This window comes from Sorangium sp. So ce145, assembly GCF_051525985.1.
GTDB classification, from domain to species: Bacteria; Myxococcota_A; Polyangia; order Polyangiales; family Polyangiaceae; genus Sorangium; species Sorangium cellulosum_B.
In genome coordinates this window covers 6,479,853-6,494,239 of sequence record NZ_CP150315.1, presented here as the reverse complement: position 1 = coordinate 6,494,239, position 14,387 = coordinate 6,479,853, and the positions used below count along the sequence as shown (strand labels likewise).

Below are 14,387 nucleotides of genomic sequence, written 5' to 3'. Positions count from 1 at the left end.
ATCGGCCGCGCGAGCGCTGGCCTTGCGGGTAGACTCCGTCGACATGCGACCGAGCCGACGAGCCTGCGCAGCGATCTCCGGGCGCGTGGATGTCCGTGAAACGCGCGTCGGCGCGTCCGGCGTCAGCGCCCCAGGTAGCTCATCAGCCAGGACATGGCGGGCCGCATCTGGCCGCTGCTGCTCATGAGTCCTGAGTTCGCCACCCACGTCTGGCCGCTGATGTACCCCCACAGCGTGATGCCCTTCACGCTCGGATGCTCGTAGAACATGGGGAACTGGCTCTGCATCACGTTGAGCTGCTGCGTGTCGTTCGCCAGGTTGATATCGTACTCGGTGATGTAGACCGGCAGGCCGGTGCCGGCGAGCCGGTCGAGGAAGCCCTTGACGGTGCTGGTGTTGAGCTTGTACGCGTCGTGAGCTTGGGCTCCGATGCCGTCGATGGGAGCCCCCGCCGCGCGGATCCGATTGACGATATTGAGCGTGTTCTGATTGTCAGCGCTGTACTCGATGTTGTTGTAGTCGTTGAGCAGCAGCTTGGCGTTCGGGCAGTACTGCCGCGCCCACTTGAACGCTTGCACGATCCAGTCGTAGCCGCTCGAGCCCGCGCCGCCGAGGGCGTTCATGTACGACGGGGTGGTGTGCGGGGGCGGCTCGTTCACGACGTCGATGACGGCGACGTCCGGGTAGCGCTGGCAGAACGCCTGGATCCACTCTTCTACCTCTGCGCGTTGCTCGCTCTGCGACAGATTGGCGATCCAGCCCGGCTGCTGGGCACCCCAGATCAGGGTGTGGCCCTTGTAGGGAATGCCCTTCTGGCGAGCGTAATCCCGGACTCGATCCATGCCGGCCCAGTTCATGACGTCCCGCGTGGGTTCGACGGAGCCCCACTTGCCCTCGTTCTCTGGGCTGATCTGGTTCCAGTACCGGGACAGATCCGATCGCACCTGCCCGCCGGTCGTGATGTTGCCGACGAACTTGCCGCCGGTACCGCCGCCCCCGCTGCCGCCGGTGCCGCCCGTGCCGCCGGTGCCGCCCGTGCCGCCGCTGCCGCCGGTGCCGCCGGAGCCTGTGCCGCCGGTGCCCGAGCTCACGGGGGTGATCCGGAATTGCTGGTTGGTCCCGCCGTTCGATGTCCATTGAATCACGGCAGTGCCGTCCGCGGTGCCGCGGCCGTAGACGTCCAGGGACTTGCCGCTGTTGCGTGCGGTGAGGCGGACGACGCCGCTGGCGACGTCCGTGAAGGACCACTGCTGGTTCTCCCCGCTCCAGCAGGAGTACTGCTGGATGCGGGCGCCGTCGCTGGTGGAGGCGCCCGCGACGTCCATGCAACGGTTGCTGTTGACGTTGCGGATGCGATAGTAGCCGCCGCCCGCCGATTCCATGCGGAACTGTTGCCGCGTCGAGCCGTTGCAGCTGGCGATCTGCAAGGCGGCTGCGTCCGCGGTGCTGCCACCGGCCACCTCGACGCATTTCCCACTCTGGACGCCGACGATCGTGTAGGTCGCCGCGGTGTCGATGGTGACGCCCTCGGCCAGCTCTTCGAACTCGTAGCCGTCTTCATCGAGCTGCTCGGCCGAGATGCACGCGCTGAGCGCGATCGTCGTCAGCAGGGCCCATCGTTCAAATCGCATTCTCATAAGGTTCTCCTGTACTTAAGCGTAAATGTCGTGGACGGTGCGTGAGAGCGGCCCCTTCGACGCGTAAATAAGCTGTTGATGTGGCGTCGCGCTTCCGTGGAGCCGGGTCACATGGAAAGATGTTGTGTCAACATAGGGCAGCTCCCGCAGCTGGGGCTTGATGCTTCCGAAGGCGAGCGACCCGGTGCAGCGCCGCGGGCGCGCGGATCGCCGTGGAGACCTCGCGCCCACCGCTGCTGAGGCGCGACCGGAACGTTCGCGGGCTCACCGTTGCTCGCGTCCGTGTCGACGTGGCGAGCTGAGCCGATGCCGAGATCGAGCGGCTGACGAAGATCTCCGTGCGCATGAGCGCCCTTCCGAAGCGAAGCAAAAGAATACCGACGAGCGCCAATGTGAACGCTCACATCTCCGATGTCAATCATGGAAGGCAGTCGAGGGAAGGCGGCGCCTTCGATTCCTGGGTAAGTTGCTGATATAGTGTCGCTTTTTCAGGGACGCTCGACCCAGGGCAGCTTCCGCAGTTGGGACTTGACGTCTCCGAAGGGTTTGGAATTCCCTCTCCGCTCCTCCACATTGGACCCCCTTTTCCTACATTGGTTCTTCCTCGCTCCCTACATGCCAAGGGCGGCATGCGGCTGCGCCGTATCACCCCTGTCACACCTGACACGTGCCACACCGGTCAGTGTGGCAGGCACCCGGCCGCCGCGCGTGTGCGCGCCGGCGCTCCCGGGGGAGGGGGTGTCCTCCGGGCGGCAGGGGACAGAGCGTGAGATTCATCGGACACGGCCGCGTGTCGCGCGATATCTCGGCTCGTCATCGCTGCTGGCCCCGCTCTTGCCATGTGCTGCGGTGAAGGCCGCCGCGACGCGCTGACGAGCCGACGAGCCCGCGGGGTGGCCCGCGGGCGCGCCGCATCCGTCGTGATCGAGGGTGGTTCGCGCGACGGCCGCCGCGCGGGCGGGAGCCCGCGCTCAACCCACGTAGGACCGAGGAGAATGACAATGACCTTGAATTCGATGCTCCGTGTTGTCTCGATGGCTCGCACCGCCCGCCGCGCCGCGGCCCTCGCGCTGGGGCTCTGCGCCCTCGGCGGCTGCGCCGCGGGGCAGGAACCGGCGGACGAGGCGGTCGAGGAGGGGCTCGCCCCGATCACGAGCCTGCAGCTCTCGAACGGCGCCGAGGTTCATTTCTACGAGCCGGAGGAGGGCCGCGTCCTGGCCTTCACCACCGGCAAGATCGCCGAGTCGATGGAGCGGCTGCCGCCCGTCGCGCTCTACGAGGCGCTCTCGCGACAGGCCGCGCCGCCGGCGCTGATCGCGGCGCAGGAGCGCATGGACGCGGCCCGGCTCGCGGGCACCGCGATCGCGCCCGGCGTGGACGTGATCGAGGAGGCGCAGCCGGCGCAGGCGCCGCGACCGAGCGCCGGAGAGGAGCTCGGGACCGCCGCGCAAGCCCTGACGGCGAGCGATTTCGTGGCGCGTTATTGCAGCCCGAGCAGCGTCGATTTCGATTATTGCTGGACCGACAGCACCGTGAACCGCACGGTCACGGTCAACGGCACCAAGTGGTATCACGCCCACGCGGACTCCACCTCGGGCACCATCCAGATGGCGGTGTACTACAGGAACATGTGGGGCAACGATGTCCTGGTCTTCCTCCGGACCGTCACGTCGACGGGGGGCGTGTTCTCGTACGAGACAGAAAACAACGATACGTACACGGTCGTCATCTCGCAGGTGGACCCTGGCAACACCTATCATCTCTCGGTCCACGGCGATCAGTAGGCGGCGGCCCGCCGCGCCTTCCCGCGCGGCGAGCCGCCCAGGCGAGGTCGGCCGCCCTCGGGTCGGTCTCGCCTGGGCGCACCCTCGCGGGGACCACTGCGCGGCGGGCGCCTGTCGTCCGGCGCCGGGACCACCTCGCGCGCCTGAGCTTGCTCCACTGGCTGGCGGGGCGTGATAGATCGTGGGCCTGCGGCATGCAGCCTCGGGTCGATTCCCTGGCGCCTCCTCCGTGCTCGGCCTCCCGGGGGCGGAGAGGGGCAGGATGAGCGCGGGTCGGGACGAGCCGTCGACGCTGGTCCGCACCCGGCGGCGCGCCGGCTCCGCCGCCGAGCCGCGGCCGTTCCTCTTCCTCGTCTTGCAGTGCCAGCGGCCCATGGATCCGCCCGCGCGGCTGGCGCTCGACGGGGTCGACGAGGTGCGGTTCGGGCGAGGCCCGGTGCGCTCGATCGACCGGCGGACCGAGGCGGACCGGGCGCTGCTCGACGTGCGCCTCGAGGACGGCTGGGTGTCGTCCCGCCACGCGCGGATCACGCGCGACGGCGGCCAGCTCTGCCTGGAGGACCTCGGCTCGACGAACGGCACCTTCGTGAACGGCGTGCCACGGCGGAGCGCGACGCTCGCCGAGGGGGACCTGATCGAGCTCGGGCACACGTTCTTTCTGTTCCGCGAGGTCGCGGCGCCCGAGGAGGCGGCGAGCGACGCGGCCCAGGCGGCGGATCAGCCGTTCGGCCTCGCCACCTTCTCGCCCGAGCTGGCCGAGCGCTTCGCCGCCCTCCGGGCCGTCGCGCCCGCGCCCATCCCCGTCGTCCTCCAGGGCGAGAGCGGCACCGGCAAGGAGGTCGTCGCGCGCGCCGTCCACGCGCTCTCGGGGCGGCCCGGCCCGTTCGTCGCCATCAACTGCGGCGCGCTGCCCGAGAGCCTCATCGAGTCCGAGCTGTTCGGCCACAAGAAGGGCGCCTTCTCCGGCGCCGCCGAGGACCGGCCCGGCCTCATCCGCGCGTCCGACCGCGGCACGCTCTTCCTCGACGAGATCGGCGATCTGCCCGCGGCGTCGCAGACCGCGTTCCTGCGCGTGCTGCAGGAGTCGGAGGTCGTCGCGGTGGGCGCGACGCGCCCCGTGAAGGTCGACCTCCGCGTGGTCGTGGCCACGCACCGCGACCTCCCGGCGATGGTCGAGCGCGGCGACTTCCGGGGTGATCTCTTCGCGCGCCTCTCGGGCTTCGTGCTCGAGCTGCCGCCCCTGCGCAGGCGCCGGGAGGATCTCGGGCTGCTCATCGCCGCGCTGCTCCGCCGCGCCGCCCCGGACCGGGCCGCGTCGATCTCGCTCGGCTGCGAGGCGGCGCGCGCGCTCCTCCTGCGCGAGTGGCGGCTCAACGTCCGCGAGCTGGAGAAGTGCCTGGCGACCGCGATCGTGCTCGCCGGCGGCGGCCGGGTGGAGCTCGACCACCTGCCGCCGCCCGTGGTCGTGCCGCGGGGCAGCCACCCGCCCGAGGCCTCGAAGCCCGACGTCCAGCCCGTCGAGCGCCAGCGGCCCGCCGAGGAGGACCAGCAGCGGCGCGAGGCGCTCATCCGCCTCTTCCGCGAGCACCGCGGGAACGTCAGCGCCGTGGCGCGGGCGATGGGGAAGGGGAGAACGCAGATCCACCGGTGGATCGCGCGTTATGGCATCGAGCCTGGCGACTACAGGGACGGGTGAGCGCGCGATTGGGTGACCGCGCGACCGCGCGACGGCGCGGCCGCCGGTCAGGGACAGTACTGCGCGCCGGCGGACAGCACGCTGCCGGGCAACAACGGCGCGAACGGGGAGAACGGGAAGTCCCGGACGACATCCGACGGGTGGTTGAGAAACACGGTGATCGGATGGCGCCATGTGCGCCCGTCGCCCTTGCACTGCTGGAAGTCCCTGTCGCCCTCCACGAGCCCCCCGTCGTCGACGGAGCACTGGTGGAGCGCCGGACACTCCGCGACGAGGAGCGATTCGTCGCAGGCGCCGACCGAGGTCGCGACGCAGTCGACGTCGCCCTCGGCGCCGGCGCAGAGGCGTTCCCCCACGTACGCGGCGTGATCGGTCCAGTATTCACCCGTGCAGGCGAAGGCGTGCTGATAGATGGCCTGCCCGGAGTCCTCCCCGGCGATCGGAGCAGGGTGGAATTTGCCCTTCTCGTCCACTTCGTTCATCCCCACCCGGAGCCGGGGGTGGAGGGGCTCATTGCCCCACAGGTTCCCGTAGAACGCGCCCTCGCGCCAGCCGAAGACATCGGCCTCCGCCGCCGGATACACCGCGGGGCGGAACGTCGCCTCGTTGATGGAGATGGCGCCGGGCGGCGGCGGGGGGCTCGGCCGCGGGTGGCTCGCGACGCTGAAGCGGCGGTTCCTCTCGAGCACCGCGGCGACGCCTCCGCCCGGCGCCAGGAGGCCGGCGCGGCCGCTCGTCCGCGGGCCGCTCATGAGGCTGAAGTAGGCGCTTTGAGGGCAGACGAAGCGGAGCGCGGGCTCGGGGCGGCCGTCGCAGCGCACCTCGCTCGGATCGATGTGATCGGGTGAGTCGGCGTCGCAACCCCGGATACCGCTGCAGACGCGGAGCACCGTATCGCTGACGGGCAGCCCGACGGCGCTCGCCGGGTCGTCGGCGCAGCCGGTCAGGGGCGCGTCGCCGGTCGCGATGAACACGGTCGAGCCCGGGGTGCACGAGCCGACGTCCTGGGCCGTCCATCCACAGTTGCGCGACGCGCCCGCGGAATCGATCGCGCACCGCCTGAAGCTCGCAATGGTGTCGCCGTCCTCCGTGTTCCTCACCACGCGGACGGAGGGCGCCGGCGTGAGGAGCCCCGGCCGGTGCTCGGGGAACGCCTGGCCTCGCAGCGAGACGGTGATCGAGCGGCCCATGGCGTTCACGAGCGAGAGCATGCACGCCGAGACGAGCTGCTGGCACTTCGGCCCCGCCTTGTCGACGGCCCAGATTGGGCAGATCCCGATCTTGCCCTCGAAGGTGAATTCCTCGCCTGTCGACGTGTCGGTGTACGAGACGCTCTGGCCCTGCTCGAGGGCGCAGGCGACGAGGTAGTCCATCACCTCGCGCGTGGGCTCGTGGCGGAGCTGGTAGCGGAGCTCCGGGTGCTTGCTGTCGTCGGCGTAGCTCGCGGTCGCGAGCGGGACGGTCACCATGACGGGATTGGCCCGCGGGTTCGCGATCAGCGCGTTGCGGGTGAGCGCCTCGGCGGAGAGGCCGTTGCCCCAGACGCCCTGCGCCGCGTCCGCGATGGCCGCCACCAGATCGCTGGCCGACCCGCCGCTGGCCGACCCGCCGCTGGCCGGCCCGACGACCGACCCGCTCGACGAGCCGCTCCCCGCCGGCGCCGCGCGCGGCGGCCCGTCGAGCGGGGAGGCGTCGCCGCCCGCGACGGCGCAGCCCGCGCCCACGAGCGAGAGCCCGAAACACAGCGCAATCAACCCTCGTGTCCGGTAGATCTTCACGCGGTCCGATTCCTTTCTTGTCTCTGATCCGGGCGATTCGACCGGTCGGTTCACGCGGCGCCGGGCGCTCCGGGCGTGAGCAGGGCGCGCTCGATCTCGTCGAACCGCTGCTGCCAGAAGCCCGCCGACGTCGCCCTCGCTTCGGCGAGGAACAGGCGCGCTTCGCCGCCCTCGCCCGCGCGGAGCGCCGAGAGGGCCGCGCTGTGGAGCGCCTCCGCGTGCTCGTGAAGGATCGCGGTCTGCCGCGCCTCGTCCACGAGCGCGCGCCATGCCGCAGCGTCGAACCGACCGGCTGCCCGGTCGTCCAGGGCCTGCTGCACCAGGCGTGCCAGCGTCCGGGCGCACGGGGTGAGGTCGGGCTCGGGGAGGCTCGCGCGGGCCTCGGCCAGGTGGCGCGCCGCCTCGTCGTGCTCGCCCCGGGCGAGGTGGATGCGGGCGAGGAGGAGGACGTCGTCCGGCGAAGGGCGCTGGTTGAAATAACGCCGCTGGAGGTCGAGGCTGCGGCGCGCGAGCGGGAGAGCCTCGTCCGGCGCGCCCAGCCAGTACCGCAGCTCCGCCAGGTTCAGCGTGGCCCAGCGCTCGAGCTGGGCGTGGCCGAGCTCGCGGGCGAGGCGGACGGCCTCCCGCTGGTCCGCGACAGCGCGCCCTTCCTCCCGCCGCTTCACCCACATGAAGACGCGGTTGATGTAGGCGGTGCACAGGTGGAAGACGTCGCCGGCGCGCAGGCAGGCCTCGACGACGGCCTCGGCGTGGCGCTCGGCCTCGTCGAGGCGGCGGGCCACCGAGAGCGAGGCGACGAGCACGAGCCGGGCGATGACGTGCGCCTCGTGGTCGCCGACGGCGAGCGCGCCGCGGGCGGCCCGCTCCAGCTTGGGGATCCCCTCGTCGACGCGCTGGTCGCGGCAGTCCGAGCGGCCGCCCGCGAGCAGGCAGCGCGCGTCGAGGCGGACGTCGCCGAGGCCGGCGCAGAGCTCGGCGGCGCGCGCCGCGAGCGCCGCGGAGGCGGGGAAGTCCTCGAGCCAGTCGAGCGCGGTCGCCTCCTCGAGCAGGAGCTCGGCCGCGCGGGCCCGGTCGCCCGCGGCCTCGGCCAGCGCGCGGGCGGCGCGCAGATCGGCGAGCGACTCCTCGAAGCGCTGCAGGCGGTAGCGCGCGCGGCCTCGGCCCGCGAGCGCGCGGGCGCGGGCGCGGGTCGAGGCGTCGTCGCGCTCGAGGAGGCCGGCGAGGCGCAGGGCCGCGGTGAAGCGCTGCTCGGCCTCGACGACGTCGTGCCGGGCGAGCGCCTCGTCCGCGAGCTCGGCGTGCGCCGCCGCCGCCGCGGCCAGGTCTCCCGCGGCGGTGGCGTGGCGGGCGATCCGGGCGCGCGCCCCCGCGGCGCGCGGCGCGCCAAGGAGGCCCTGGAGGACGGCGGCGTGCAGCGCGCGGCGGCGGGCGGGCGGGATGCGCGCCTCGACGGCGTCGCGCAGGAGCGGGTGCCGGAAGGCGTAGCGCGGCGGCGACGCCGAGCGCGCGACGAGCACGCCGGCCCGGGCGAGGCGCGCGAGGCCGACGCCCGGGTCCAGCGCGCCGGCCGGCGGCGGCGCGCCGGTGGCGCGATCCTGCGCCCGCAGGGCGGCCTCGAGCTCGGCCGGGGAGAGGTCGTCGCCGAGGATCGCCGCGCGCTCGAGCAGGTCGACGAGCGGCGGCGGCAGGGCCGCGAGCGCGCGCTCGGCGAGGCGCTCGCCGAGCGGCGCGGCCGACAGGGAGAGCAGCTCGTCCGGCGCGAGCGTCCAGCCCTCGCCGCCCCGGGCGCGCTGGATCGCGCCGCCGACGCGCAGGGCGCACGCCACCTCGACGAGGTCGCGCGGGACGCCGCGCGCCAGCGCGTGGAGGCGATCGAGCACGGCGCGGGGGACGAACTCGACGGGGCGGAGGCGGTCCTGGAGCAGCGCGCCCGCGGCCTCGGCGTCGAGCGGGCCGAGGTCGAGCGCCACGCGGCGGGCGGCGCGCTCCCCGAGCCCCGGACGGAGCGACGCGATCGAGGGCCGCGCGGCGAGCACGATCGCGAGGCGCGCCGCGCTGCCCTCGGCCGTGGCGAGCTCGATCGCGTCGAGCGCGGACGCGTCGGCGAGGTCGGCGTCGTCGAGCAGCAGCGCGAGCGGCGCGGCGGCCGCGAGGGCGGCCGCGAGCGCGCGGGCCTCGGCGTGGCGGCGCGCGCCCGGCGCCCCGAGCAGCGGCGCGGCGGCCGGGTCTCCCGGGGCGAGCCGCCCAAGGGCGAGCCCGACGGCCGGCCAGGCGCGCGCGGCCTCCGCCGCGCCGAGCCGCTGGACGAGCGCCTCCTGGGCATCCGCGTCGCGCTCGCCGCCGGCCGGCAGATCCAGGGCCGCGCGCAGGAGCGCGACGAGCGTCGCGCCGTGCTCGGCCGCCTCTGGCCGGAGGGCCGCCGCGGCGTGCACGGCCGCGTCGCCGGCGTGAAGCGCCGCCGCGAGCGCCCCGAGGAACCGGCTCTTTCCGTGCCCTTCCGCGCCGAGCGCGGTGACGAGCGCCGGTCCGCCGCCGGCGAGCGCCTCCCGCGCGGCGGCGAGGGCCGCGCAGAGCGCCGCGTCGCGACCGCGCAGGGCGGTCTCGCCGGGCTCGTCGGGGGGCGCGTTGCGCGGAGAGGGCGGGGTGTCGTGCTGGCCGTCCGCGAGCGCGCGCCGCGCTTCGGCCGTGAGGACCGCCGGCGGCATGGCGTCCGCGTCGCCCGGGCCGGCCCCCCAGGTCTCCGCGTCCTCGAGCGCGGCGCCCGCGAGCGTGACGCCGCGCGTGCCCTCGCGCACCCGGAGCGGAGCCAGGTGGACCACGAGGGGCGGCTCCGCTGCGCCGGCCGCGGCGAGGCGCTGGGCCACCCGCGCCGCCGCGCGCACGCCGTCGCCCGGCGCGCCAGCGGCGGGGAAGGCGAGCACCATGCGCTCCCCGCGAAAGCGCGCCAGGATGCCGCCTTCGGCGCGGGCGATCTCGACGAGCGCGTCCGCGCGCTCCCGCGTGCGCAGGGCGAGCAGCGCCACCGCCCGGCGCGGGTCGGTGGTGGGAGCGGGCGCGCCGGAGGGAGCCGCGCGCCCTCGGGGCGGGGCGACGCGCGCTTCCAGCGACGCCGCGAGCGCGCGCGCCACGTCGCTCGCGCGGGCCGGGCGGGCCTCGGGATCCTTCGCGAGGCAGCGGAGGACCGCCTCGTCGGCGCCCTCCGGCAGCGGCGCGAGCGACGACGGCGGGTCGGGGCGGCGCGCCACGTGGGCCTGCCGCACCTCGGCCGCCTCGCCGACGAACGGCGGCCGGCCGGTGAGCAGCTCGAAGAGCATCGCGCCGAGCGCGTAGATGTCGGCGCGCGCGTCGACGGCGCGCGCGCCGAGGCACTGCTCCGGCGCCATGTAGGCCGCCGTCCCGAGGATCGCCCCGGTCTGCGTCAGGTCGGGGCCGAGCGCCGCGCGCGCATCGCCGCCGGCGCGCGCCTGCGCGGCCAGGCCGAAGTCGATCAGCGCGACCTCCCCGCCCGGCCGCAGCCACACGTTCTCGGGCTTGAGATCGCGGTGCACCAGCCCGGCGTCGTGCGCCGCGTCCAGCGCGACCGAGAGCGCGCGCGCGATCGCCGACGCCTGCTCGATCGGCATCGCGCCGGTGCCCGGCAGGTCCGCGAGGCAGCGCGCGAGCGAGCCGCCCTCGAGCCGCTCCAGCACGAGGAACGGGCCGAGCTCTCCCGAGCGCCCGCGGCCGAGCAGCGCGGGGGCCAGCGGCGGCGCGAGGCGGGCGAGCGCCGCGGCCTCCCGCTCGATCCGGCCGTCGTCTTGCCGGCGCGCCACCTTGAGCGCCACGGCGCGGCCGTCGCCCTCGCGCGTCGCCGCGTAGACGCGCGCGAACCCCCCTTGCCCGAGCAGCCGCTCGACACGGAACCCTTCGACGCGGAGCCCGGGCACCAGCGGCGACGGATCCTGATCGAGCGCCTCGTGCTCGCGCTCGTCGGCGCTCGTCGTCGGCGATGGGGCCAGAGGGTGCGCCGGGCACGCGGCGCCGGCCCGCGCTGGGAGGCGGCGATGGCACTCGGAGCAGCGCATGGGGCGCGAGTATACTGGGGTAGGTGCCATGCGGACGCCTGCCGAGCCCCACCAGGACGAGACAGCCGTCATCTCGGGCCGACCGCTGGAGCTCGAGGCGAGCGCCGCCGGCGACGCGCTCCCCGCCGGCGCGGTGGTCGGGGGTTACGTGCTCGACGACGTGCGGCTCGGAGGTGGCTTCGGCGTCGTGCACCGCGCCGTCCCGGTCGGGGGCGGCGCGCCGGTCGCCCTGAAGGTCCTCCGCCGCGGCCTGTCGCTCCTGCCGGCGATCCTCCGGCGCTTCCAGCGGGAGGCGGAGGTGCTCGCGCGGCTCAAGCACCCGGCGATCGTCGAGGTCCGCGGCGTGGGCGCCCTGGACGACGGCCGGCCGTACATCGCGATGGAGTGGGTCGAGGGCCGGAGCCTCGCGGCGGAGCTGAGCGCGCGGGGCGCCTTCTCGCCGCCCGAGGCGGTCGCCCTGCTCGAGGAGGTCGGCGGCGCGCTCGCCGCCGCGCACGCGATCGGCGTCGTGCACCGCGACGTGAAGGCCCAGAACGTCATGGTCTGCCCTGGCGCGGGCGGGCTCGGCGCGCCGCGCGTGAAGCTCGTCGACTTCGGCATCGCCAAGCTCCTCCGCGCGCGCGACGTCGATCGCGCGCGCGGCGCCAAGAGCAGCAGCCTGATCCTCGGCACGCCGCTCACGATGGCCCCGGAGCAGATCCTCGGCGGCGCGGTGGACGCGCGCACGGACATCTACGCGGTGGGCCTGCTCGCCTACCAGCTCGTGACGGGCGAGCTGCCGTTCCAGGGCGCCGATGCGGTCGAGACCGAGGAGATGCACCTGCGCGCGCCGCCGCCCTGCCCGAGCGACCGCGCGCCCGTGTCGGCAGCGTTCGGCGCGGTGGTGCGCCGCTGCCTCGCCAAGGAGCCGGCGGACAGGTACGCGGGCGTGCCCGAGCTGCTCGCCGCGCTCCGCCAGGCGGTCGCCGCGCCGGGCCGCCAGATCGCGGCGCCCGCGGCGCGCTCGCCGGTCGACGCTCGCCTCGCGGGCGCCTGCGCGCGGGGGCCATGCGCGCCGTGGGGGCCGCGCGCCGCGCTGCTCGTCGAGGCCCGGCTCTCGGCGCCGGACGAGGCCGGCGACGAGGCGCTCGCCGACGTGGAGCGCCTGGTCCAGGCGGCGCGCGCGGCGCTCGTCGGGCTCGGGGCGACGCTCGTCGTCGAGAGCGCCGACGCGCTGCTGGCGGCGCTGCCCGCGCCGTACGATCGCGCGCCGGAGCGGGCGCTCGGCTGGGCTCTCGAGCTCTGGGCGGAGCTCGGCGCGCGGGCCGGCGCGAGCCCCGAGGTCCTCCCGCGCCTCGCGCTGCACGCGGCCGAGCCCGAGGCGCTGCGCGGCTGGGCGCCCGCCGCGACAGGGGCGGGCGTGTTCGTGACCCACGCGTTCGCCGAGGGGCTCACCGGGGCGGGGGACGCCGGGGAAGGGGACGCCCGGGAGGGGGAGGCGGAGGAAATCGAGCGAGCGCCGCGCCCGGCCGAGGGCGGCGCGTTGCGCCGGGTGGCGCCGTGAGCGCCGCGGCCTGACGCGGGCGGCGCACTGACACGGCTGCTGCCACAGGGTGTCACAGGGGCGGTGTGACAGGGACAGCCGGGCTGCGACAGGCGGGGCGCCTGCGCGGCGTGGAGCCGTCCTGCAGCGAGCGCGCCGACGGTCGCGAACGGCGCCGCGCTGCGCGTCGTTCGTACGCCGCCGGTGGGCATGGCCCTCTGTGGCCGACGCGAGGCAGCCAGCGCCGCGCTGGCAAGGCGCTTGCGATTGCGCTCTGCCGCGAAGCGCCGCCGGCCGTGCCACTCCTGGTGCGCTGTGCGGCTGGCCGCCTTCTCCTCGGGAACAGGCGAGCCATGGAGACACGCACCATGCGCATCACTCGCTCTGCAGTCGCCGTTGTCGCTCTGTCCGCCGCCGGCTGCGCCGTCGAGGCGGCGGATCCTGCTCGTGATCGACGCCGCGCCCCTCTCGGAAAGCTGGATCGTCAGCGACTTCGCGACGACCGCGCTTCACATGAACGCTGACGGCGAACATGAACGTCAGCCCCTCTCGCGGGCAACCTAGGACACCGATCGCGTTGATCGAGCGAGAAATGAGCCGCCAAGGCGCCAAGGACGCCAAGAACAAAACACAATCTTGGCGTCCTTGGCGCGCTTGGCGGTTCAAATTTGCTACACGGAGAACGTGCCAGGCGACACGATCGTCGTCATGGGGCATCACAACAAGGTCCACGGCTGCACGGCCACGAACAGCCCGCCCCGGCAACACCATCAACATGCCCGCCATGGCGAATGCGCGCGGCATCCAGTTCCACCGCGACCACAGCTGCGACGTGTCGGGAAACACCGTCAACGGTCCAGGCCGCGGCTACGCGGGGTCCATTGGCATCCATCTCTCCGAGTCCGACAGCAACTTCCTCTGGAGCAACACCGTCAGGAACGCGAACGTCGGGATCCAGCTCTCGGCCGGCCCGGGCTCGCGGACGACGCCGACCGCCGGCGTCCTCTATGGCAGCTCGTACAATGGAATAGGCGTCGCGCGCGGCTCGTTCGCCGCGGCGGGCAACGTGGTTCAGAACAACGAGACGAACATCAAGCTCCTGGGCGTTCCCGGGAGCTCGACCGCGCGCGTCTCGCAGAACACCATCGCATACAATCAGTTCAACAACACCACGGCCTTCTCGCCCGCGGCTTCCTGTAACTACGAGCTGGGAAGCCACGGCGTCGATCAGGCGACGGGCGGGAGCGAAAAGCAATACTGCGGCAGCGGCGCGACGGGCAACAGCAGCTCGCCTGCGCAGGGCGCGATCCAATCCTCCAATTGCAACTATGTGATCGGTCACGCTCGCTGCAAATAGGACTCCGTCCGGGCTCGGCAGCCGCCGCGCGCGCTTCGGCGTAAACGTGAACGTTCGGATGCAGGAGAGCGCGGCGCGAAGGCTGGTTAACGCCCGTGGGCCGGGGAGCCCGGGTAGGGTAGATCGAGCGCACGCCGCGCCCGAGGAAAAAGAGAGCTCGCTGCACATGGCGGCTGCGCGCCGTTCCGCCCGCGGCGTCCCGCGAGGCTGAGGGGACACACGCGGACGACGACGTGGCGCGGCCATCGCAGCCTTCGTCACCGAGGTATTCCAGGAGGGCCCCGGGGTTCCGTCGAAGGCGGCGCAGCCGGCGACATTCACGATTGACACCTTGACCGACGTCTCAGAGTAATCCACGATACCGCACTTCGACGGAGACCACCGCCACGGGCCCACGCGCCGTTGCCGCCTGCGACGTGGCGGGCGCCGTCGATCGTAGGCGGAGCCAGAAGCCCGTGACGTAGACCGTCCTGCTGCCGGTCTCGAGACGTTGAAGGGCTTTTGGATCACACGGTCGATGCCCGGCTTGTGCAGCTGTCCACTCTCGAA

The 14,387-nt window shown here is 73.8% G+C and carries 7 protein-coding genes; 4 read left to right on the top strand and 3 right to left on the bottom strand.

Features of this window, described 5'->3' with window-relative positions; genetic code table 11:
• Positions 1-122: 122 nt before the first annotated feature.
• A complete protein-coding gene (locus tag WMF34_RS23730) occupies positions 123-1,637 on the bottom strand; it encodes an endo-1,4-beta-xylanase (protein ID WP_086018251.1) in 1,515 nt (504 codons plus the stop codon).
• A 1,001-nt stretch (positions 1,638-2,638) separates the two neighbouring features.
• On the opposite strand from WMF34_RS23730, the gene WMF34_RS23725 reads away from it, so the two are divergent.
• A complete protein-coding gene (locus WMF34_RS23725) occupies positions 2,639-3,421 on the top strand; it encodes a hypothetical protein (protein ID WP_437989203.1) in 783 nt (260 codons plus the stop codon).
• A 262-nt stretch (positions 3,422-3,683) separates the two neighbouring features.
• A complete protein-coding gene (locus WMF34_RS23720) occupies positions 3,684-5,117 on the top strand; it encodes a sigma 54-interacting transcriptional regulator (RefSeq protein ID WP_437989202.1) in 1,434 nt (477 codons plus the stop codon).
• A 47-nt stretch (positions 5,118-5,164) separates the two neighbouring features.
• On the opposite strand, the gene WMF34_RS23715 is transcribed toward WMF34_RS23720, so the two are convergent.
• Positions 5,165-6,895: a hypothetical protein gene (locus WMF34_RS23715; RefSeq protein WP_437989201.1), complete on the bottom strand. Its 1,731-nt coding sequence runs from the start codon at positions 6,893-6,895 to the stop codon at positions 5,165-5,167.
• Positions 6,896-6,945: 50 nt separating this feature from the next.
• The gene (locus tag WMF34_RS23710; RefSeq protein ID WP_437989200.1) at positions 6,946-10,959 is read right to left on the bottom strand and encodes a protein kinase domain-containing protein; all 4,014 of its coding nucleotides are present in this window, start codon (positions 10,957-10,959) and stop codon (positions 6,946-6,948) included.
• 28 nt (positions 10,960-10,987) lie between these two features.
• Here WMF34_RS23710 and WMF34_RS23705 point away from each other — a divergent pair, with 28 nt between their 5' ends.
• Together WMF34_RS23705 and WMF34_RS23700 are read left to right on the top strand one after the other, a co-directional pair.
• Positions 10,988-12,502 (top strand): serine/threonine-protein kinase, encoded by a 1,515-nt coding sequence (locus tag WMF34_RS23705; protein ID WP_437989199.1) that lies wholly within the window; start codon positions 10,988-10,990, stop codon positions 12,500-12,502.
• 763 nt (positions 12,503-13,265) lie between these two features.
• A complete protein-coding gene (locus WMF34_RS23700) occupies positions 13,266-13,838 on the top strand; it encodes a NosD domain-containing protein (RefSeq protein ID WP_157906863.1) in 573 nt (190 codons plus the stop codon).
• Positions 13,839-14,387 lie beyond the last annotated feature (549 nt).

Excerpts from the sequence above, each read along its gene's own strand:
- WMF34_RS23730 (WP_086018251.1), bottom strand. The coding sequence starts at position 1,637 with ATGAGAATGCGATTTGAACGATGGGCCCTGCTGACGACGATCGCGCTC.
- WMF34_RS23725 (WP_437989203.1), top strand. The coding sequence starts at position 2,639 with ATGACCTTGAATTCGATGCTCCGTGTTGTCTCGATGGCTCGCACCGCC.
- WMF34_RS23720 (WP_437989202.1), top strand. The coding sequence starts at position 3,684 with ATGAGCGCGGGTCGGGACGAGCCGTCGACGCTGGTCCGCACCCGGCGG.
- WMF34_RS23710 (WP_437989200.1), bottom strand. The coding sequence starts at position 10,959 with ATGCGCTGCTCCGAGTGCCATCGCCGCCTCCCAGCGCGGGCCGGCGCC.
- WMF34_RS23705 (WP_437989199.1), top strand. The coding sequence starts at position 10,988 with ATGCGGACGCCTGCCGAGCCCCACCAGGACGAGACAGCCGTCATCTCG.
- WMF34_RS23700 (WP_157906863.1), top strand. The coding sequence starts at position 13,266 with ATGGCGAATGCGCGCGGCATCCAGTTCCACCGCGACCACAGCTGCGAC.